This is a genomic window from Evtepia sp. (genome assembly GCF_034090835.1).
Classification (GTDB): domain Bacteria; phylum Bacillota; class Clostridia; order Oscillospirales; family Oscillospiraceae; genus Evtepia.
Map to the genome: position 1 here is coordinate 1 of NZ_JAXDRS010000024.1, position 18,948 is coordinate 18,948.

23 protein-coding genes and 3 tRNA genes are annotated in these 18,948 nt (G+C 56.3%); 6 read left to right on the forward strand and 20 right to left on the reverse strand.

Translation table 11 applies throughout. The annotated features are described in order from the left end of the window. Window positions 1-543: acetyl-CoA hydrolase/transferase C-terminal domain-containing protein (locus tag SOR61_RS04725; protein ID WP_320611527.1), on the forward strand; the 543-nt coding region annotated here is incomplete at its 5' end. Between the two features lie 60 nt (window positions 544-603). Here the strand turns inward: SOR61_RS04725 and SOR61_RS04730 are convergent. The 4 genes from SOR61_RS04730 to SOR61_RS04745 form a co-directional block, all read right to left on the reverse strand. Then, complete coding sequence (locus SOR61_RS04730) at window positions 604-1,557, reverse strand: glycyl-radical enzyme activating protein (RefSeq protein ID WP_320611528.1); 954 nt, start codon at window positions 1,555-1,557, stop codon at window positions 604-606. Between the two features lie 95 nt (window positions 1,558-1,652). Next, window positions 1,653-1,949, reverse strand: a complete 297-nt coding sequence (locus SOR61_RS04735; protein WP_320611529.1) for a glycine radical domain-containing protein — start codon at window positions 1,947-1,949, stop codon at window positions 1,653-1,655. A gap of 29 nt (window positions 1,950-1,978) precedes the next feature. After that, window positions 1,979-4,243 (reverse strand): pyruvate formate lyase family protein, encoded by a 2,265-nt coding sequence (locus tag SOR61_RS04740; RefSeq protein WP_320611530.1) that lies wholly within the window; start codon window positions 4,241-4,243, stop codon window positions 1,979-1,981. Window positions 4,244-4,339: 96 nt separating this feature from the next. Then, window positions 4,340-5,116 (reverse strand): N-acyl homoserine lactonase family protein, encoded by a 777-nt coding sequence (locus SOR61_RS04745; protein WP_320611531.1) that lies wholly within the window; start codon window positions 5,114-5,116, stop codon window positions 4,340-4,342. A 158-nt stretch (window positions 5,117-5,274) separates the two neighbouring features. On the opposite strand from SOR61_RS04745, the gene SOR61_RS04750 reads away from it, so the two are divergent. After that, on the forward strand, window positions 5,275-6,150 hold the full coding sequence (locus SOR61_RS04750; protein ID WP_320611532.1) for a LysR family transcriptional regulator: 876 nt from the start codon (window positions 5,275-5,277) through the stop codon (window positions 6,148-6,150). Between the two features lie 177 nt (window positions 6,151-6,327). On the opposite strand, the gene SOR61_RS04755 is transcribed toward SOR61_RS04750, so the two are convergent. From SOR61_RS04755 to SOR61_RS04805, 11 genes are all read right to left on the reverse strand, one after another. Beyond that, complete coding sequence (locus tag SOR61_RS04755; protein ID WP_320611533.1) at window positions 6,328-7,242, reverse strand: pseudouridine-5'-phosphate glycosidase; 915 nt, start codon at window positions 7,240-7,242, stop codon at window positions 6,328-6,330. A gap of 11 nt (window positions 7,243-7,253) precedes the next feature. Next, a complete protein-coding gene (locus SOR61_RS04760) occupies window positions 7,254-8,333 on the reverse strand; it encodes a PfkB family carbohydrate kinase (protein ID WP_320611534.1) in 1,080 nt (359 codons plus the stop codon). A 326-nt stretch (window positions 8,334-8,659) separates the two neighbouring features. Further along, window positions 8,660-9,016, reverse strand: a complete 357-nt coding sequence (locus SOR61_RS04765; RefSeq protein WP_320611535.1) for a hypothetical protein — start codon at window positions 9,014-9,016, stop codon at window positions 8,660-8,662. 144 nt (window positions 9,017-9,160) lie between these two features. Next, window positions 9,161-9,403, reverse strand: a complete 243-nt coding sequence (locus SOR61_RS04770) for a hypothetical protein (protein ID WP_320611536.1) — start codon at window positions 9,401-9,403, stop codon at window positions 9,161-9,163. Window positions 9,404-9,416: 13 nt separating this feature from the next. After that, window positions 9,417-9,722 carry a hypothetical protein gene (locus SOR61_RS04775; RefSeq protein ID WP_320611537.1) on the reverse strand — a complete coding sequence of 102 codons (306 nt, stop codon included), beginning with the start codon at window positions 9,720-9,722 and terminating at the stop codon, window positions 9,417-9,419. Further along, window positions 9,719-10,069 (reverse strand): hypothetical protein, encoded by a 351-nt coding sequence (locus SOR61_RS04780; RefSeq protein ID WP_320611538.1) that lies wholly within the window; start codon window positions 10,067-10,069, stop codon window positions 9,719-9,721. Before SOR61_RS04780 ends, SOR61_RS04775 begins: the two co-directional genes overlap by 4 nt. A gap of 372 nt (window positions 10,070-10,441) precedes the next feature. Continuing rightward, on the reverse strand, window positions 10,442-11,716 hold the full coding sequence (locus tag SOR61_RS04785) for an AAA family ATPase (protein ID WP_320611539.1): 1,275 nt from the start codon (window positions 11,714-11,716) through the stop codon (window positions 10,442-10,444). Then, window positions 11,653-12,318, reverse strand: a complete 666-nt coding sequence (locus SOR61_RS04790) for a bifunctional DNA primase/polymerase (protein WP_320611594.1) — start codon at window positions 12,316-12,318, stop codon at window positions 11,653-11,655. The genes SOR61_RS04785 and SOR61_RS04790 overlap by 64 nt, the downstream gene beginning before the upstream one ends. Further along, window positions 12,299-12,598, reverse strand: a complete 300-nt coding sequence (locus tag SOR61_RS04795) for a hypothetical protein (RefSeq protein WP_320611540.1) — start codon at window positions 12,596-12,598, stop codon at window positions 12,299-12,301. The genes SOR61_RS04790 and SOR61_RS04795 overlap by 20 nt, the downstream gene beginning before the upstream one ends. Next, window positions 12,582-12,809: a DNA-binding protein gene (locus SOR61_RS04800; RefSeq protein ID WP_320611541.1), complete on the reverse strand. Its 228-nt coding sequence runs from the start codon at window positions 12,807-12,809 to the stop codon at window positions 12,582-12,584. Before SOR61_RS04800 ends, SOR61_RS04795 begins: the two co-directional genes overlap by 17 nt. A 3-nt stretch (window positions 12,810-12,812) precedes the next feature. Beyond that, window positions 12,813-13,004 carry a helix-turn-helix transcriptional regulator gene (locus tag SOR61_RS04805; protein ID WP_320611542.1) on the reverse strand — a complete coding sequence of 64 codons (192 nt, stop codon included), beginning with the start codon at window positions 13,002-13,004 and terminating at the stop codon, window positions 12,813-12,815. Window positions 13,005-13,147: 143 nt separating this feature from the next. On the opposite strand from SOR61_RS04805, the gene SOR61_RS04810 reads away from it, so the two are divergent. The 3 genes from SOR61_RS04810 (at window position 13,148) to SOR61_RS10240 (ending at window position 14,926) form a co-directional block, all read left to right on the forward strand. Next, a complete protein-coding gene (locus SOR61_RS04810) occupies window positions 13,148-13,597 on the forward strand; it encodes a helix-turn-helix transcriptional regulator (RefSeq protein WP_320611543.1) in 450 nt (149 codons plus the stop codon). A gap of 149 nt (window positions 13,598-13,746) precedes the next feature. Further along, window positions 13,747-14,418 carry a phage integrase SAM-like domain-containing protein gene (locus tag SOR61_RS04815; RefSeq protein ID WP_320611544.1) on the forward strand — a complete coding sequence of 224 codons (672 nt, stop codon included), beginning with the start codon at window positions 13,747-13,749 and terminating at the stop codon, window positions 14,416-14,418. Next, a complete protein-coding gene (locus SOR61_RS10240; protein WP_407066507.1) occupies window positions 14,360-14,926 on the forward strand; it encodes a site-specific integrase in 567 nt (188 codons plus the stop codon). Before SOR61_RS04815 ends, SOR61_RS10240 begins: the two co-directional genes overlap by 59 nt. 87 nt (window positions 14,927-15,013) lie before the next feature. Here SOR61_RS10240 and SOR61_RS04820 read toward each other — a convergent pair. The 5 genes from SOR61_RS04820 to glpK all read right to left on the reverse strand — a co-directional run bounded on the left by SOR61_RS04820 (window position 15,014) and on the right by glpK (window position 18,105). Next, window positions 15,014-15,089, reverse strand: a tRNA-Val gene (locus SOR61_RS04820). A 3-nt stretch (window positions 15,090-15,092) separates the two neighbouring features. Beyond that, window positions 15,093-15,167, reverse strand: a tRNA-Glu gene (locus SOR61_RS04825). A gap of 28 nt (window positions 15,168-15,195) precedes the next feature. Beyond that, window positions 15,196-15,272: transfer RNA gene (locus tag SOR61_RS04830), tRNA-Met, on the reverse strand. A gap of 70 nt (window positions 15,273-15,342) precedes the next feature. Continuing rightward, window positions 15,343-16,584, reverse strand: coding sequence for a peptidase T (gene pepT, locus SOR61_RS04835; protein ID WP_320611545.1), 1,242 nt, complete (start codon window positions 16,582-16,584; stop codon window positions 15,343-15,345). A gap of 24 nt (window positions 16,585-16,608) precedes the next feature. Beyond that, window positions 16,609-18,105, reverse strand: a complete 1,497-nt coding sequence (gene glpK / locus SOR61_RS04840) for a glycerol kinase GlpK (RefSeq protein WP_320611546.1) — start codon at window positions 18,103-18,105, stop codon at window positions 16,609-16,611. A gap of 134 nt (window positions 18,106-18,239) precedes the next feature. On the opposite strand from glpK, the gene sfsA reads away from it, so the two are divergent. Continuing rightward, the gene (sfsA, locus tag SOR61_RS04845; protein WP_320611547.1) at window positions 18,240-18,920 is read left to right on the forward strand and encodes a DNA/RNA nuclease SfsA; all 681 of its coding nucleotides are present in this window, start codon (window positions 18,240-18,242) and stop codon (window positions 18,918-18,920) included. Window positions 18,921-18,948: the final 28 nt, after the last annotated feature.

Consider the following 18,948-nt stretch of genomic DNA (forward strand, 5'->3'; position numbering starts at 1 on the left):
GCTGTCACCAACCGGTACAAGAACCTGGACAAAGGCTGGTCCGTCGGCACTTTTATCATTGCCGACAACTTCACCTATGAGTACCTGAACAACCACCCCCGTGTTATGATGCGCCGCGGCCGTTACACCAACGACCCCATGATCATTGCGCAGCAGGATAACATGGTTTCCATCAACGCCGCTCTGCAGATCGACCTGACCGGTCAGGTCGCCGCAGAAGCCATCGGCCACATCCAGTGGTCCGGCACCGGCGGCGCCACCGACTACGCCTACGGCGCATACCACTCCAGAGGCGGCCGGGCCATGCTCTGCCAGATCTCTACCGCCAAGAAGGGCACCGTTTCCCGTATCGCTCCCATCCTGGACCCCGGCTCCATCGTCTCCGTCTCCCGCAACCTGACGGACATGGTGGTCACCGAGTACGGCGTGGCCAAGCTGCGTCAGCGCACGGTGAAACAGCGCGTGGAGAACCTGATCGCTGTGGCTCACCCCGACTTCCGTGCTGAACTGCGGAAGGAAGCCAATAAGTATATGTACTTCTAACCGATTTATTCCCTTATATAAAAGCCTGCGGAAGAACCTTTCTTCCGCAGGCTTTTTCTTTCATTCCAGTGCAATGGCATCGCCGCCCAAACTCACCCGGTTTTCCGGCGCCCATGTCTGGCACAGACGCTGGATTTGCAAAAGGCGCGGGTCACGGGTCTTTCGGCTCTCCACTTCCCCCATGGCATAGGTTTTTCCGATCATCTCATATTTGCTCTCCCCTAGGTTGTGATAGGGCAGCAGATTCAGCTCCGGGCACCCAGAAAGAGAGTCTACAAACTGCGCCGCTTCCTTCACCGTCTCGTCGTCATCATTATACCCCGGGATGAGAGGCACTCTTACTATCACCTTTCCTCCGACCTTGGGCAGTTCCTGACAGAGTTTCCGAATGTTCTCCAAAATCAAACGGTTGCTCACACCGGTCTGCTCTCGGTGTTTTTTCTCGTCCATGTGTTTTAGATCCACGAAGACCGTATGACAATAGCGGGCTACCTGCCACAAGTGGTCCCACGGCGCATAGGCCGAGGTCTCCAGGCAGGTGTTCAGGTAATTGCTCCGGCACAGTCGCAGGGTCTCTGCTGCCACCTCATATTGCAGCAGGGCTTCCCCACCGGAAATGGTGACACCGCCGCCCCCCTTCCGGTAAAAGGCAGCGTCCTTGTTGGCCTCCCGGAAGAGTTCCCGCGCGGTATATTCCTTCCCGGAGATCATTCTCGTACCCGCAGGGCAATGATCCACGCAAGCACCGCAGAGAGTGCAGTGATCAAAGTCCACCTGCACCTTCTCCCCCGCCGTCACCTGGTTTACTCCTTGCCCACAGACCTCCGCACAGGTACCGCAGCCGGTACACTTCACCGGATTCACCACCAGCTGAGGTTTGGGAGACAGCCCAAAGGGATTGCTGCACCACCGGCAGGACAAGGGACATCCTTTAAAAAACAGGATCGTACGGATCCCCGGCCCATCAGTGTTACGAAACCGGCCAATATCAAAGATGGTTGCTGTCTTTTCCATGTGGTCCCCTCCTCTGGCAGGCAAGCGCCCCATATCAGATTCCCCGGGGCGTTTCCGTCCCGGGGAATGGGTGGTTTTCAAAAGAAATCAATGACTCAGAAGGTATGCTCCGTGCGGTTAATGATATCGTCCTGCACTCGCTCTGCAATATCCGTCCAGTAGACGCTGTATCCCGCCACTCGAACCATCAGCGTCGGATAATTTTCCGGGTGGGCCTTGGCGTCGATCAGTGTTTCCTTGTTGATGGTGTTAAACTGCACGTGGTAAACCCCATAGTCGTTGAGCATGGTACGGACCAGGTTGGTGAAGTTGCGCATGCCCGCCTCTTTGTATGCAGGCTCGGTATAGGTGGAGTCCGGACAGTTCAAAGGATTGTCTCGAATGGTGGTCATAGCAATTCTCCTTTCCGCAGCTTGTTTTCTCAGGATTTTTCCAGCAGCTCAGACTGGCTGATCCACATATTCAGCAGCGTGCCGTTGGTGTAAGCCGGGAAGTCCAGCTTTCCGTAGCTTCGGGCTGCAGCGGTGGGCCCGTGGGTATCCGCCTGCTGGGTGGCCGACATGGTGTCCGACAGAGGCATTCCTGCCAGACGGCCATTGGGCGTGGCACCCGTCATAGCGCCGTACCCCACGTTGGACTGCACCATCTGCACCGCCGCATCGCAATAGTGGCCCCGATACATTTTCAGTACCATGGTGCAGTCTGCAAACCACTTCCACAGATCTGCTGCAATATCATCGGCAAAGTCATCGTCGTTGCCATACTTGGGTGCCTTTTGCAGTTTTGTCCGCAGCCCTTCACAGCCCTTAAAGTTATTCATACAGGCGTCGCAGACCTCTTGCAAGGTCGCTTCCTTGTCCTCAAAGACTACCTTCTTAATGGCCGCCACCGAGTCCACCATGGTACCAAAGCCGGACATATTCATGGTGGGACCCACGTTGACCTTGGCTCCTCCTGCAGTGGCATCTACCGCTTTTTCCAGGGCACCGTCCAGCAGGATGGTGAAGGTCGGGAGATTGAACTGCTCTGCCAACAGCTTTTCACATACCAGCAGGTTGGCGTGGGCTTCGTCGATGGCGTACTTGATCTGGGCTTTCACCGCAGCATAGAATTCCTCAAAGGTCTGGAAGGAATCGGGCGCGCCGCTCTCAAAGGTCAGGAGTTTTCCGGCAAACATATTATCCGACTCCACCGGCATCACGCCATTGGTCACCGCCATAAGGGCTGCGCCCGCCACGTTGATAATACCCGAGTCCGTGTGGCCATACTGAAGGCCTTCCGCGCCAGGCTCTACGCAGCCGATGGGAGAGCCATACTTCAAAATATCCTTCCGAGTGTAGTTGGAATAACCGTCCAAACCGCCAGCCCGGTGCTCCAACATAGAGTAGAGCCCTTCGCAGTTGAAGAAGGAGGGATGCCCCATCCCTTCCGCTGCCAGTTCGCAGGCCTCATACAGCAGAGAATCGGGGGTTTTCTGGTGGAGCATCAGGGAAACGGCGGGAGAAGTCGTTTTGGCATAGCGCATGGCCCGCAGGCACAGATAGGACAGCTCATTGGAGGCATCCTTTCCGTTCTCGTCCAGGCCGCCTACGTCCAGGTGGGGATACCGGTAGTACCCGCCAAAGATATAGGCCATCTGGGTGGACTGGAACCAGACATTGGAGGTCACTCGGACATACAGTTCCTCGATCAGCTCCATAGCCTTCTCCGGGGTCAGGATCCCCTTTTCTACATCTGCTTTGTAGTAAGGATACATGTACTGGTCAAAGCGTCCCCAGGTAATGGAGGGGCCTGCCCCTTCCACAAACAGGAAGAAGCACACCGCCCACGCCGTCTCACAGGCGTCGTGGAAGGAGGTCGCCGGTCCCCAGGGCACCCGCTTCATCATGGCTGCCATGTCTTCCAGCTCTTTCTTTCGCACCGGGTCCTGTTCCCCCTCTGCTCTCCTCTGGCAGGCAGCGGACATCCGCTCGCCCCAGTCTCGAATGGCTTCCAGGACTTCCAGGATCCCCTGATAGAAGATCCGCTTGTCAATGGAGGCAGGATCATTGGGGTCCAGAGCCGCCAGAAGAGCCTTTGCCTTCTCGTAGTACTTGACGAATCCATGCTGAATGACATCCGTCCAGGCAGGGATAAAGTGGGAGCCGTTGGCGCACAAGTAGTTCGACACGTCAGACACGCCGCCGAACTGTCCCCGGTTCCACTCTTCCTTGCTCACATAGTGGCCCCACTGCACCGCCATGGTCTTATCCTTCCAGTAGGGCAGAAGATCCTCTTCCAGCTCCTTGTAGTCTTCCTCCGTGATTTCAAAGGGATCATAGGTACGGTCCCGCAAATTGGGCAGATCTTCCGCCAGCCAGTGGGCGTGCAGCTCAATGGCAAAGTTTGCCCCGCGGATCCGCTTGGTGGGCCATCCCACCAGCTGTTCATAGTCGTACACGTTGTCACTGAGGGTCCGGTACACCTCAGCGGACGCCTTATACCGGCGCATCAGGCTGGGCATCCCCTCTGTCTCCCGGTACACCTTGGTGTAGGCCCGGGCCCGGGTGATGTCCACATTGGGCCGATTCTGGTGGAGCATACCGTTCAATTCCTGAATTCGTTTGGTGCTGCCGACCTTCGCCACAGTACCTGCTCGAAGCTCGTTGCCCAGAGCAGCGCCGGCAGTGGGTGTATGCTGCATCATAATACGCTCCTTTCCGCAGGCCTCTGCTGGGGCGGCCCCAAGCAGAAGCACACTTCCCTTCCTATGCTCTCTGTCCTCTGCCGAGAGAGAACACCTTTAGTCCATCCAGCCTTTCTCTACCCACTCCATGATCTGGTCGTAATCGTGACCAAAGAGAAGGGTGGCCTGGTAGTCCTGTTCCATCTTCTTGATCCGCTTCAGGTTATCATAAAACTCCTCGGGCGTCTTGTTGATGGTCCCCCCGGGAGGAAGCTCCTGCTCGTAGCTCTCTCTGGTATAGATGGTGTCGCTGGTGGTAATGACGGTGCCGTGGTGTTCCGTTTTCAGGATCATCCCGATCACGCCCGGGGTATGAGAGGGCTGCACGAAGAGTTCCAGATCCTCTGCCAGCTTGGTGTCCCCGGAAATGGCACGGAACTGTACCCCCTCCACATCAAACAGCGAGCGGATGTAGGCCCCGCCGTTCCCGGTCATCACGCTGAAATATGCGTTCTTCAGATCTTCCTCCGAGACGATCACACGCTCGATGGCTTTGGTGCCTACAAAATCCTGCAATCCGCCGGCGTGGTCAAAGTGCAGGTGGGAAAGAATGATGTGGTCAATGTCATGGGGCGTCAGACCCTTGTCTGCCAATGCATCCTTAATGGAAATGAGCTCCGTCACAGGATAGTTATGAAGCATCTCCGGGGTGTAGACGTCCGCAAAGGCCGGGCTGTTGCCCGTATCGTACAGAATATTCCCCAGTTCCGGATGCTGGATCAGAATGGCCACCGCAGGTGACCGCACCATGTTTTCTTCGTCAGGACACTGGACCAGACGGAACTTGGGAAACTCCATCTTCCCCAAATACAGAACCGAAAATTTCAAACCCATCTCACGATTTCCTCCCTTACAGTCTCTCTTCACAGCCCTGCTGTTTTCTTTTATTGAACCGCACTTCTCCCAGAAAATCAATCCACAGAAAGCGTTCAACTCATTCCTTTTTTTCATTATTCATGGTAAACTATTCAAAAAACAGGAGGTTTCTCCCCATGAATCTGGACCATCTCCGCTACTTCATCGTCCTCACCCAGGAGATGCACTATACCCGCGCCGCCGACCGGCTCAACATTTCTCAATCCGGACTCAGCCATGCCATCGCCGCCCTGGAAAAAGAGCTGGGTGTGCCTCTTTTCCAGCGCCAGGGGCGAGGGATCACCCCCAGCCCCTACGGTGCCGTTCTCCTTCCCCAGGCGGAACAGATCGTCACAGCCGCCGACAGCTGCCTGCGCAGCTTTCAGCTCATGCGGGAGGGCGGCGGCATCCTTCGGCTGCGTACCATCCCCCTGCTGATCATCCCTACCGTCACCACCCTGTGCCGCCGCTTCAAGGAGGCCAACCCGGAGTGTGACTTCACCTTTTCCACCGGTATGTCCAGCCAGGTCTGCCAGTCCGTGAAGGAAGGCACCGCAGACATCGGCTTCTGCTCCAAACTCACCGAGGACCCCAGTCTGGAATACGCCCCCATCCAAAAACGCCGCATGGTGGCTGCCGTTCCCTTGGGGCATCCCCTGGCCCAACAGAAAACCGTCTCCGTACAGGATACCCTTCCCTACCCCCACGTCACCTACTCCTGGCTCAGCGGCCAGCGGGACCCGGTGGACCGTCTTTTCGCCCCCGTCCGTGACCAATGGAACATCGCCTACGAAGTAGAAGACGCCAACTTTATCATGGAACTGGTGGCCCAGGGCTTTGGCATCACCGTTATGCTGGATACCCCTCCTGTCCATCGCCAGGACATCCATCTTCTCCCTCTTTCGGACGACCACACGGAAAGCTGCTTCTATATCGCCCGGAGAAAGGAACCCCATCCCTTAACCAGCGTGGACCGCTTTTTCACCTTTTGTGTCCAGGAATCCCCGCTCTAAAGAAAAAAACAGCGGCCCCCATCCGAAGACGGGCACCGCTGCCTCAGCCACGACCTCTCGCTGAGAAGTCGATGGTAATATCATATCACTTCTTTTTCCTCACCGCAAGGGAAAGAGAGAAACTTTTGCGTTGGAACCGCATCCAGCCACAGGCCGCCGTTTGCGCGCAATGTCCCCTTACAGCTGGCTGTAAGCAACCGCAGTCCGGGCAGCCAGCCGGGCGTTGTTGAATACCAGCTGAATGTTGGCCTCCAGGCTGTCGCCGCCGGTGATCTCCTTGACCTTGGCCAGCAGGAAGGGCGTGGTCTCCTTGCCCTGGATGCCCTTTTCCTTGGCCTCTTCAATGGCCTGCTCAATGACTGCGCCAATCTTCTCCGGATCCATGGAGTATGCCTCAGGAATGGGATTGGTCACCAGCACACCGCCCTTCAGACCCAGGTCATGCTGCACCTTCAGCACCTGCGCCAGCTCCTCCGGGGTGTCCATCTGGGCGTCCACAGAAAGACCGGAGGTCCGGGTATAGAAGGCGGGCAGTTCCTTGGTCTGGTACCCCAGCACCGGCACACCATGGGTCTCCAGATACTCCAGGGTGAGCTTCAGGTCCAGAATGGCCTTGGCCCCGGCGCAGACTACCATCACGTCGGTCTGGGCCAGCTCTTCCAGGTCAGCAGAAATATCCATGGTGGTCTCTGCACCCCGATGCACGCCGCCAATGCCGCCGGTGGCAAAGATCTTGATGCCTGCCATGTGTGCGATCATCATGGTGGTGGTCACCGTGGTGGCGCCATCCGCGCCCTTGGCCACCAGCACCGCCAGGTCACGGCGGGAGGCCTTGGTCACCTTCTGGCCCTGCTGGCCCAGATAGGTGATCTCTTCCTTGGTCAGACCCGCCTTCAGGCGTCCGCCCAAAATAGCAATGGTTGCAGGAACGGCACCATGCTCCCGGATGATCTCTTCAACCTTCAAAGCTGTCTCCACGTTCTGAGGATAGGGCATACCGTGGGAAATGATGGTGGACTCCAGGGCGACCACAGGCTTTCCTTCTGCCAGGGCCTGGGCTACTTCGGGATTAATATCAAGATAACGGTTCATGGTTTTTCCTCCTATTTCTGCATCCGTCCTCGCACCCCTTCCGGGGACAGGACGGGATTGATGGTCTTTTCTCCTTCTACCGCAATGGCAGCCGCTGCCACAGCGGCACGGGCGCTGTCTTCCAGACTTTGTCCTTCCAGCCAGGACCAGGCCAGGGCCGCGGTAAAGGCGTCCCCGCCCCCGGTCGCGTTGCGCACCTGGGCCGGACAGGCCGGCACCAAAACCGCCTGTCCCTGCTCCGCAGCAAACACGCCCTCTTCACCCAGAGAGATAAACACCCGGGTGAGGCCGGTGTCCAGCAGACAGGCTGCCGCCCGCTCTAAACTGGCCCGGTCCGTGATGGGCACCCCGGACAGCAGCTCTGCCTCCAGGCGGTTGGGTTTCAGCGTGTGGATCTTCCCCAGGATGGGCCGCAGTTTCTCCCCCTTGATGGTGGAGACCGGGTCCACAAACAAGGGCGGACGGCAATGCTCTGCCAGGTAGGCCAGAGACTCTGCCGGAAGATTGGCATCCGCCACGATGAGCTTCGCCCCGTTGAGCACCCCCAGATGCCGGGCAAAGTATGCCGGCGTCAACTGCCGGTAGATCTCCATATCCGACACCGCCAGGGCCATGTCTCCATCCTGGTCACTCAAAAAAAGATAGGTGGAAGTGGTCCCGCCGGGCACCCGCAGCGCAGCGCTCAGGTCGATCCCCAGGGACTCACAGGAGGACATCACCTCCCCGGCGTGCACATCCTCTCCCAGCGCTGTCAGCAGGGAGACCTCCGCCCCCAGCAGACGCAGATTGTGGGCGATATTTCGCCCCACGCCCCCAAGGCTGATGGTCACACTCCCCGGATTGGAATCGCGAGCAACCAGCGGGGCGTGAGAGCGTCCCCCAATATCCACGTTGACCGCCCCGGCCACCGCTACGTAACCGCCGGTCCGGAGCACATAGCCCTTTCCGGCAATATACCCCTTCTTCATCAGGTTTGAAATGTGCACCGCCACCGACGAGCGGGTGATCCCCGCCCGCTCGGCCAGAGCCTCCTGGGAGATCATGGGATCCTCCATAATCCACTGAAGAATCTGCCGCTCCCTCTGGGTCATCCCTCCACCTCCGTAAACATAAGTTTAATTTTAATCACTTGCTTATATTATCATATTTTTTCCTTCTGTCAAGAGGAAAAAGGAAAGCCGCAGTCCCCTTTGGACTGCGGCAAAAGAAAACACCTGAAATCGTACGATTTCAGGTGTTTACCAATGGTGGAGACAACAGAACTCGAAAAAAAGACATAGCTTCTCGCCTTTCAACACGAAGCGAAAAAACCATTGATATACATAGGCTTTTTTCGTCCTTCGTTTTGTCTCCTTCTCTCTTTGGTCGTTACCTTTTGCGCGGATAAAGACCAAACAACGACGAATTTGCAAGCATTTCACACGCACACAGCAGCCATAGACTCAGGCTTTAACTTTCTGGCTTCGGTGGTGTAATCGCACAAGCCGAAGTTACGGCCAACTTCCAGAATAAAGTCAGAGCGCAATCTCTGTGCAGTGGAGTACGAAACATAGCAGGCAGCGGCAGCACCGTGCGTATTGTGAGAGCGCCGCCAAAACTCAAGATCGATGAGCCTCAACGCCAAAGCCCCATTATACTTTCCCTTTGTAGCTTCAATGGCCCGCCGGACGGCTTCAACTTCCCGGTCGCAGGTATCACCAAGGGAGACCATCCCAAGGCGTTCCGTAGGACGGGAGATCTCACTACCCCGGAACACTCCACCGTAGTTTGCCACATGGGACCGTTCTTGAAGACGTTGAAGTTCTTTCAAACGCTCCGGGTACAGTCTAATCATCCACTCCACATATCCGCGCCACTTATACCGTGTCTTACTCATGCCGTGACCTCCTATACTGTAATGCGCCTGGCTCACTCTATGTTATTGCGTTAGGTCCTCTAAGGTATAGTACGCTTTGGCAAGTCCCATTTCTTGCATATATCCAACAACGGCCTGTTCCCATTCTCCCGTAGCCATCTGCGGGCATTCCGCGTAAGCCGTGAGCACTGCCCTGCTTAAATCGTCCGCCCGGTCCCACAGCTGCCGAAACTCTCCCCGGGTGGGAATGCGCACGCTGTTACCTAAAAAAGCCGTCACGCGGCGCTCCAACGTTTCTATGGTCATGTCCGCCTCCGGTTCAAGTCATCCAGGAGCGCCGCAAGCTCGTTAATTCTACGCTGCTGATCGTCAGCCCGGATGGACTGCAAGATCGTTTGAGCGGCATGCCATAGAGAATTGCGCTCTGCACATATGCATTTACCATGTTATACACCAGCCCTTCCACCGCGTCTTCTATCGCCGGCGCATTGTCCTTCAAGAACTTATTAAGGCTTTTATTCGCAGCAGTGATCCAAGGGTCTGTCCTCTGAATCTCATTCCAGATTTCAGTTTCCGTAACTGCGGACATAATATCATCAACAATGATCAATTCTTCATTTTTCATCTTGCATTTCCTCCATTTTTGTTGTATAGTGGAGATGAAACAGTGGTAATGTCACCTTTTGTTCCACCTTTGAGCTGTTCGGCGTTGGTAGCACCGGACAGCTCCTTTTCTTTGTCCTGGCAGTCGCACCGCTCCCCTGGGTCCAAGTGGGCCCCGCATTGGGGGCAGGTGTGATAGTACGTCATTTCTCTATAGCCTCCTTCCTTGGGCGGGAGACCTGCCACGCGGCGAACGTCGTCCACGCTGATACGGCGCTTTGACTTCCCAGCGAAGGGGCCAAAGCCGTACCTGCTCCCACGAGCTAACATCTTCTTCCCTGAGCTGTCTTTGTAGGTGTCTTTCTTCATCTGTCGCGCCTCCTTTCATGTTGGCGGATAAGGTCGTGAATCGCGACCTTAGATTCCGTCGTGATTCGCTACGGTATTTTGGTTGGTATCCATCAGGGTGTCGCATTTCGCTACCCCCTTTCGTTGCCACCGTCAAAGAGAGACAAATAACCCAGTGAAACGCAAACCATTGATATATAAGGCTTTTTTCACTGGGTTAGGTAACCCAGTGAAAGCGGGACGGTTTAAATTCTCTGGGGTCAAATGGTACTAGCGCATAACTTCTTCCTTACACACATAGAAGTGTTATTTGTTATGCATTGTTATGCACCCGCCGCATAACTTCGCATAACAATGCATACGAAACATAACTATTTTTTTGTAATAGGGAAGTTATGCATCCGATATTTTTGTTTGGTACCCCTCCGGGTGCTTGTACTGCTCAATTCTGATTCCACGCCTGTTTGTTCTATCGCGCTCCCCATGCGTCACAATCAGCCCATCCCGCTTTTGGAGTTCTTTGGCAAGGCCGTTGTCCAGCCTTTGGCGGAGGTCGTTCAAATCACTATATGGCGGGAACCCGAGTATCTTTGCACCCTCGTTTTTCAATTCCGAATAGCTCCAGAACCCCCCGCCGGGGCGGTCAGTAATAAGCTGGTTGAACACCTGTACAAGGGGTTCTGTATCGTAGTTGATCCCCTTCTCTTTGCGCTTGGTGATGATCTGCAAATCCTCAACGGTCATAGGGCTAAACCCCGTCCATTGCACGCCCCCTTTTTCCCCTATAGTGTAAGCAATACTACGTCCCTTTGGCGCGTTGGAGCATTTCACATGGACCATGATCCGCTCGTCCTCGTTTTCGGGGTTCTGGGTCAGCTGTAGGATGCTGCGCATAGAGGCGGGAATATCGACGGAACCAAGAGCGCGGTTCACCGGGGAAGCTCCCACACTTCCTTTGCTCATGTGTGCGATAATCACGCAAGCGCAGTCGTTCCGCTCACACATCTCAAAAAGCTTTGCCAGCTCGGGGCGGGTTTCATTCGAGCGGAACATATCCACCTTTGCGCCAAGAAAAGCCTGAAAGGGGTCAAAAATAACCATCTTAGCCCGGATTGTTTTTATGGCCTCCTCCACTACTTGGTCTGTGAAAGTCAAACCGGCTGCGTTGGTCATAAAGTGACACTTGGTCAGATCACCGCCGTCAGCCTCTATCCGGCCACGCAGAACAGGTAAATCATCCTCTACAGACAATATAAGTATGTCCCCTGGAGTTTCCACCGGGATGCCCAACAGCGGCCTACCCGTGGAGACGTGAGCGGCCACAGCGCACATGAATGCCGTTTTGCCGCTGCCGGGATCCCCCTGAACAAGTGTGCCCTTGCCACGCTGGAAGTATGGAGCAATCGTCCACTTGGGCGGTTCATAGGGCACCACAGCAGCCTGGATGAGCTGGGGCTTTATGCTTTGCCCTCCGCCATCGTTCTGCTGTCCTCGCTTGTACTTCCCCGCGCTTTGGCATATCGTCACCACCTCCTTATCGTCCAATGGGGGGATGCACCTGTTTTCATTGAACTGCCGCATGGAGGCAAGCATCTCATCAGCGGTCAAGCCCTTGGCCCGGAGGGAGGATGCCATCTTGAACAGAGCGTCATTCCGTCCGCCCTCCATGATTTTCGGCGGGCCATCCGTTTGCCCTTGCTGCGCTGTGGTCTTGGACTTCTTACCCCCAGCATAAGCCTGTGGAGCCAGTCAGGGAGCGGGGCCAGGGGTAAGCTGGTGGGGGTATGGGCCGCCTCCCACTCATACCTGCGCCCGCTCTCGTGGATGCTGGGCGGTGCTATGACGTAACCACCCGCCCCGCGATAGTCCAAGCCGGGTGCGAAGTTCACGCCCGTAGTAAGCTTTGGGTCATCACACCGGAAATAGTAGTGTACACCGCCGCCGCCAGTAAGGCACATCCAAGTGTCAGGCAACGGGCCATTTAACCATTCCAGCACCGCAAGGGTCTCGTCACCATACTTCCCCCGCTCGTGGTCAATATCCACATCAAGCACTACGAGGCCGTTTCCAGTGGCTATAGCGACGTTGTAGGCGCTTTCGCCCTGCCACCACTCGGCTACCCTGGACGGGTCTTTGGAAGCGTCATGGAAGCCTCTGGGGGTGGCAGGGGCTTTGCCGTTGGGCACACATGGGAAAATAGGTAATCCCATTTTCCCGGCGTATGCCTCAGCAAACAAGCGGAAGCGATTATCAGACACGGACACCGGCACCTCCAGACAGCATAGCGGACCCCTCAATTTGCACGCAACCGCTCTTGTCAGAAAGCTCCACTTCAATTTCTACCTTAGCCGCCTTGCCAATATCCACAACCAAGGCTCCACGCCGGTTATAAAGACGGTTGATCAGCTCCTTAGAGCTTTGACCTACAATCTGAGCGGCATTCAGCTCCGCCTTGGTCAGCACAATGGTGTCATCCGCCCTCTTGCCAGTGTTCGGGTCAAGATAGGCTACAGGGAACACCCGCACGGGTATTTTAATCGCATGGGTCATGTTGTTCTCCCTCCTCCAAATAACGATATAGATATTCCATGTTGATAAGCTTCTTTGTCCCTGCCTGGGTAAATGGGATTTTCCCCGTTTTTATTAGTCGCCTGATCTGGTGCAGGGAAACGGAGGTTTCTGGGTCCTCCTCCCGGATCATGGCAAGCGCCTTTTCTGCGGTCCGCATCTTTGGTACCTTATGCGCAGTTTGCTCTGGCATTGCTTAGTCCTCCTTTTCCACGATGTCACGCCCCAGCACGGCGGCCAGTTTCTCCGCTGTCTCTCTGGAACAACTCTTCCCACTCTTTACGGCCGTAACCGTGGCGCGGGAAACACCTGCCTTTTCGGATAATTTGTTTACAGTTAAATCCCCTCGGGCCATCTCCGCCGCAAGGCGTACTCGGTCAATTCTCATTTTATCACCTCCCCCTTAAACATTTGCATTTGACTGAACGTCTGTATAATAGCACAGTCTTTTGTAAATGTAAATACTTTTATTCAGTCTTTCGCTTGATTTTTTTGTGGCGCAGTGTTATTCTTACACACGGAGGTGTCACAATGACAACTGGAGAACGAATTAAAAAGGCACGAAAAGACGCCGGAGTTACGCAAAAAGAGCTCGGTGCGCGTCTCGGTATTTCCCCACAAACTTTAGCGCAATGGGAAAACAATTTGCGAAACCCCAAAATAGAAACATTACAGAAAATATCCGCCGCCTTAAAAGTTCCTGTAGAATATCTAATAGGCACATGGGAATATTATGGTGGTGGGGTCTATGGCCGTGAAGCAAGTGATGAAGTGTACGCAAAGTTCGCGGAGAACATAAAAAGACACACCACCCAACCCAGCCCGTCAGAAAAGAAGTTGTTAACCCCGTTTCGCAAGCTCAATCCTACGGGTCAGCGCGTGGCCGTGGAGCGTGTGGAAGAGCTAACAGACATACCCAAGTACCAAAGGCCTGCAGAAGCCACCACAGAGCCGCCAGAGGGCGGAGAGGGGCAAGAGTGATTTATATCAGAGCATGAAAAAACCGCGCAGAGGCGGCAACCTCTACGCGGTCAAGCACACAAATACCAGGACAGTAAATCAAGGCATCTGCGCTTCATCATTATATCATCTTTGGGGCGCGGTGTCAAACGCGAAAGGAGCGTTTCACCATGGCAACCTATACTAAACGCGGAAACTCTTATCGAATCCGCTCTTCCTGCGGATACACCCCAGAGGGAAAGCAAGTCATGAAGTCAAAAACCTGGACACCGGATCCGGGCATGTCGACGCGGCAAGTCGAGCGGGAACTTAATCGGCAAATGGTTCTGTTCGATGAGCTGAGCCGTGGCTCCGCATTGGCTGACGGGCATATCAAGTTCCAACTATTCGCGCAACAGTGGATGCAGGAACATGTTGAAACGGCATTAGGGAAGCGCACGCAGGCCAATTACAAGCAGCTTGCCCCGCGGATTTATGGTGAGCTCGGGCACTTATATCTGGACAAGATCACGCCGCGACACATTCAACGGTTTGTGAATGGCCTAAGCAAGCCAGGTGCCAACAAAACACATCCAAGCAGGGGCCTTTCCCCTACCAGCATAAAGAACCACCGCGCATTTATCTCCGCCGTGTTCGCCTATGCAATCCGCATGGGGATGCTGCAATACAACCCATGCCTTGCCGTTACGCTGCCCCCTCTGGACGTTGGGAAGGAAAAGGAACACGATAGGCGAAGCGCAAGCGTTCTTAGACGCGCTTGTGGAGGCTCCTCTATCCTGGCAAGTGTTCTTTACCTTGGCTCTGTTCGGGGGCTTCCGCCGGGAAGAGCTGTGCGGGTTTGAGTTTCAAGACTTCGACCACGACCACCAAACGGCAAGCGTGAAGCGCGTGTCACTATACACACCAGAAGACGGTATTTTTACTGCGCCCACCAAAACGGCAAAGAGCCGCCGCTCTCTAAAGCTCCCTGCCTGGGTTTTCTCTCTTGTGGCGCAGCTTCAAGAAGAGCGCCATCGGCAATGCCTCGCCCTTGGGGATCAATGGCATGAATCCGGGAGACTGTTCACGAAGGTTGACGGGTCCCCCATCGACCCGGGACGGCCTTATAAATGGTTAAAGCGATTTTGTAAAGAGCGGGGCCTACCCTTCTACGGGGTCCACCAGTTCCGGCACCTCAATGCATCCCTACTAATCTACAACGGCGAAGATGTCAAAACCGTTTCGGCCTCTCTCGGCCACTCCCAAACCTCAACGACGCTAAACATCTATACACACTCGTTCGAGACTGCCCAGGCAAGAGCCAGCTCCGCAATCGCGGACAAGCTGCCGGTTAAGTTCGGAGGAAAATAACGACCACGGAACGACCGGGGCATATAAACAAGGACACAAGAAAAAGCCACAACCCTTGATAGATAAGGGCTGTGGCTTTCCTGTCTTTGGTGGAGACAACAGAACTCGAATCTGTGACCTCTCGCGTGTGAGGCGAGCGCTCTACCAGCTGAGCTATGCCTCCGTGTGGTGACCCGTACGGGACTCGAACCCATGTTACCGCCGTGAAAGGGCGGTGTCTTAACCACTTGACCAACGGGCCATGCATTTCCGCAGAGGCTGCGGAAATATGGTAGCGGCAACTGGATTTGAACCAGTGACACTCCGGGTATGAACCGAATGCTCTAGCCAACTGAGCTATGCCGCCGTGTCTCGCCCGCATCACCAGCGAGCGATGTTTAGTATAGCGAAAAAGGGGCTGTTTGTCAACAGGATTTTTAAACTTTTTCTGTTTTTATCATTTTGTCAACTTCTCTCACCAGTTCCACCAGCATATCCGTCATTTTATACAACGACTCTACAGGAATATACTCATTTACCCCATAAAAATGGAATCCACCGGTGGAGAGATTGGGGCAGGGGAGCCCCATAAAACTTAATTTTGCGCCGTCGGTCCCGCCTCGGATGGGCAGATCCCAAGGCTCTACTCCCACGGCGCGGAAGGCATTTCTGGCCCAGTCCAGCAGCTGGGGATAGGGGGCGATCTTTTCTTTCATGTTGTAGTAGCTGTCCTCGATCTCTACGGTGACCGTCCCAGGTCCATAGACGCCGTTGAGATAGTCCCCAATGGCCAGAAGACGTTTCTTCCGGTTCTCAAAAGAGGTTCGGTCATGGTCCCGGATGAGCCACGACAGCCTGGCCTCACTCTCGTCCCCTGTCATGGTGGACAGGTGATAAAAGCCCTCGTACCCCTCCGTATGCGCCGGAGACTCCGCAGAGGGCACCATAGCGATCAGTTCCGCTGCGATCAGGCTGGCGTTCTTCATCTTGTTCTTACCCTCGCCGGGATGGATGTTCACCCCGTGCACCGTCACCTCTCCCGAGGCAGCGTTAAAGTTCTCGTATTCCAGCGCACCCAAGGGGCCGCCGTCCACGGTATAGCCAAACTCCGCTCCCAGCTTCTCCAGGTCCACGTAGTCTGCGCCCCGGCCGATCTCTTCGTCCGGGGTCAGGCACACGGCCACTCGGCCGTGGGTCCATTCCGGGTGGGCCAGCAGGGTTTCCATGGCGGTCAGGATCTCCGCTACCCCCGCTTTATCGTCCGCCCCCAGCAGGGTGGTCCCGTCAGTCACTACCAGTTCCTTCCCCACGTGGAGCGCCAGATCTGGGAAATCTGCCACAGCAGTCACCAGCCCCTTCTCCTCGTTCAGGACCAGGTCCCCGCCTGTGTAGGTCACCACCCGGGCCTTCACCCCCCTGCCGGGCACACGGGGAACCGTATCCATATGCGCGATGAGCGCAATGGTGGGAAGGTCCTCCTTCCCCGGAGACGCGGGCAGCCAGGCATAGACATACCCTTTTTCATCCATATGGGGACGCTCCATCCCCATCTCTTCCAGTTCTCGACAGAGCAGGTCCCCCAGTACCTTCTGCTTTTCTGTGGATGGGATGGTCTCTGATCCTTCATCCGACTGGGTGTCAAAGGAACTATACCGCAAAAATCGCTCCAGTGCTGTCATGGTCTCCTCCTGTTCCCGCTGTGCTTATGCTTCTTCCCACTGTTTGGCCCGTTCCAGAGCCTTCTGCCACCGCTGGTATTCCTCCCGTCGGTCGGTTTGGGGTTGGTACACCTTCCCAGGGACCTGCTCCCGGAGAATCTCTTCCGGAGAGGCCCACAGCCCCGCAGCAAGCCCCGCCAGGCAGGCAGCGCCCCAGGCCGTGGTCTCCACCACCTTGGGCCGCTCCACAGGCACCCCCAGCAAGTCCGCCTGGTACTGCATCATAAAGTCGCTGACGCTGGCTCCGCCGTCCACCCGCAGGCCCTGAATCTTCTGTCCGGCATCCTTTTCCATGGCCGCAATCAGGTCGGCGGTCTGATAGGCGATTCCTTCCAGCACCGCCCGGCACAAATGGCCCCGATTGGTCCCCCGGGTCAGGCCCAGCACAGCCCCACGGGCATACATATCCCAGTGGGGGGCACCCAGGCCGGTAAAGGCCGACACCATATAGACGCCGCCGTTGTCCGGCACGGACTCCGCCAGAATGTCACACTCATGGGAGTAGTCAATGATACCCAGCTCATCCCGCAGCCACTGGATGGAGGACCCTGCGTTAAACACACTGCCCTCCAGAACATAGGTAGTCTTTCCCCCAAGGCCCCATCCAATACAGGTCAGCAGCCCATTCTTTGAGGTCACCGGTTTCTCTCCTGTGTTCAGAAGGGTAAAGCAGCCGGTTCCATAGGTATTCTTCAGCTGGCCCGGGACAAAGCAGCCCTGCCCAAACAGAGCCGCCTGCTGGTCGCCGGCGGCGCCGCAGATGGGAATCCCGGCCAGCCCCTCCAGATGGGGCACCCCGGACGCCACCACGCCCAGCGGCCCGCTGTTTTCTACCGGCTCCGGCAGCCATCCCATGGGAACTTCCATCAGCCGGCACAGTTCCTCATCCCAGCGCAGATGGTGCAGGTCAAAGAGCATGGTACGGGAGCAGTTGGAGTAATCCGATGCATGGGTCTTTCCCCCGGTCAGATTCCACAGCAGCCAGCTGTCCACGGTCCCGCAGAGCAGCTCCCCGTTTTCTGCCCGCCGCCGGGCGCCGGGCACGTTCTCCAGGATCCACCGGTACTTGGTGCCGGAAAAATACGCATCCGGCAGCAGTCCGGTTCTCTCCCGAATGAGCTGGGTATACCCCTCCGCCTCCAGTTTCGAGCAGAAGGGGGCTGTCCGGCGGCACTGCCACACAATGGCGTTGCACACGGGTTTTCCGGTGTCCCGTTCCCAGACCACCGCCGTCTCCCGCTGGTTTGCCAGCCCGATCCCGGCGATCTGCCCCGGCGTGACTCCGCTCTTTTCCACACATTCCGCTGCCTCCCGCAGCTGGCTGTCCAACAGCTCCATGGGGTCGTGCTCCACCCAGCCAGGCTGGGGATAGTGCTGGGAAAAAGAAATCTGCGCCGAGGAAAGGATCTCTCCCTCCCGGGAAAATAAAATCGCCCGGGAACTGGTGGTTCCCTGGTCCAGCGCCAGCAGGTACTCTGTCATAGCTGCCCCTCTCTTTCTCTCGATCTGCTCAGGGTCCGGTTGACGAATCTCCGTTCCTTCGCTATCATGGTATTTCCCATAGTGTACCATGGCTCGCCGCTTTTTTCTACCCATTTCCCAAGGAGGTCCCCCGTATGACGTATCCTTCCGTTCTTCCCGCCACCTTTGTGTCCCGGCCCAACCGGTTTGTCGCCCAGGTCCTGGTGGACGGTACACCGGTGTCCGTCCACGTAAAAAACACCGGACGCTGCCGGGAACTGCTGCGTCCCGGCGTCCGGGTCTGGCTCACCCCCGGAACAACGCCTGGACGGAAAACGCCCTACGACCTCATCGCTGTAGAGAAGGGAGAGCGGCTCATCAATATGGACGCCCAGGCCCCCAACCAGGTCTTTGGCGAGTGGGCCCGGGCCGGACACTTTCTCCCGGACCTCACCCTCCTCCAACCGGAGCATCGTTACGGTGACTCCCGCTTTGATTTTTACTGGGAAACACCTACAAGAAAAGGGTTTGTGGAGGTGCAAGGGGTCACCCTGGAGGAGGACGGCGGGGTCTACTTCCCTGACGCTCCCACCCAGCGGGGCATCAAACACCTGCATGGGCTCACCCACTGTCTCTCCCAGGGGTACGAGGCGGCGGTTTGTTTCGTCATTCAAATGGCGCAGGCAGACTTCTTTGCCCCCAATACCCGGACCCATCCCGCCTTTGGGGAGGCACTGCGGCAGGCCGCCCAGGCAGGGGTCCAGGTGATGGCCTACACCTGCGCAGTCACCCCGGACCGCCTGACCATGGACCGCCCGGTCCCCATCCATCTGTAACCAAAAGGAAGGAGGCATCGAGATGACT

Excerpts from the sequence above, each read along its gene's own strand:
- SOR61_RS04730 (WP_320611528.1), bottom strand. The coding sequence starts at position 1,557 with ATGGAAAAGACAGCAACCATCTTTGATATTGGCCGGTTTCGTAACACT.
- SOR61_RS04735 (WP_320611529.1), bottom strand. The coding sequence starts at position 1,949 with ATGACCACCATTCGAGACAATCCTTTGAACTGTCCGGACTCCACCTAT.
- SOR61_RS04740 (WP_320611530.1), bottom strand. The coding sequence starts at position 4,243 with ATGATGCAGCATACACCCACTGCCGGCGCTGCTCTGGGCAACGAGCTT.
- SOR61_RS04745 (WP_320611531.1), bottom strand. The coding sequence starts at position 5,116 with ATGGGTTTGAAATTTTCGGTTCTGTATTTGGGGAAGATGGAGTTTCCC.
- SOR61_RS04750 (WP_320611532.1), top strand. The coding sequence starts at position 5,275 with ATGAATCTGGACCATCTCCGCTACTTCATCGTCCTCACCCAGGAGATG.
- SOR61_RS04755 (WP_320611533.1), bottom strand. The coding sequence starts at position 7,242 with ATGAACCGTTATCTTGATATTAATCCCGAAGTAGCCCAGGCCCTGGCA.
- SOR61_RS04760 (WP_320611534.1), bottom strand. The coding sequence starts at position 8,333 with ATGACCCAGAGGGAGCGGCAGATTCTTCAGTGGATTATGGAGGATCCC.
- SOR61_RS04770 (WP_320611536.1), bottom strand. The coding sequence starts at position 9,403 with ATGACCATAGAAACGTTGGAGCGCCGCGTGACGGCTTTTTTAGGTAAC.
- SOR61_RS04775 (WP_320611537.1), bottom strand. The coding sequence starts at position 9,722 with ATGAAAAATGAAGAATTGATCATTGTTGATGATATTATGTCCGCAGTT.
- SOR61_RS04780 (WP_320611538.1), bottom strand. The coding sequence starts at position 10,069 with ATGAAGAAAGACACCTACAAAGACAGCTCAGGGAAGAAGATGTTAGCT.
- SOR61_RS04785 (WP_320611539.1), bottom strand. The coding sequence starts at position 11,716 with ATGGAGGGCGGACGGAATGACGCTCTGTTCAAGATGGCATCCTCCCTC.
- SOR61_RS04795 (WP_320611540.1), bottom strand. The coding sequence starts at position 12,598 with ATGACCCATGCGATTAAAATACCCGTGCGGGTGTTCCCTGTAGCCTAT.
- SOR61_RS04800 (WP_320611541.1), bottom strand. The coding sequence starts at position 12,809 with ATGCCAGAGCAAACTGCGCATAAGGTACCAAAGATGCGGACCGCAGAA.
- SOR61_RS04805 (WP_320611542.1), bottom strand. The coding sequence starts at position 13,004 with ATGAGAATTGACCGAGTACGCCTTGCGGCGGAGATGGCCCGAGGGGAT.
- SOR61_RS04810 (WP_320611543.1), top strand. The coding sequence starts at position 13,148 with ATGACAACTGGAGAACGAATTAAAAAGGCACGAAAAGACGCCGGAGTT.
- SOR61_RS04815 (WP_320611544.1), top strand. The coding sequence starts at position 13,747 with ATGGCAACCTATACTAAACGCGGAAACTCTTATCGAATCCGCTCTTCC.
- pepT (WP_320611545.1), bottom strand. The coding sequence starts at position 16,584 with ATGACAGCACTGGAGCGATTTTTGCGGTATAGTTCCTTTGACACCCAG.
- glpK (WP_320611546.1), bottom strand. The coding sequence starts at position 18,105 with ATGACAGAGTACCTGCTGGCGCTGGACCAGGGAACCACCAGTTCCCGG.
- sfsA (WP_320611547.1), top strand. The coding sequence starts at position 18,240 with ATGACGTATCCTTCCGTTCTTCCCGCCACCTTTGTGTCCCGGCCCAAC.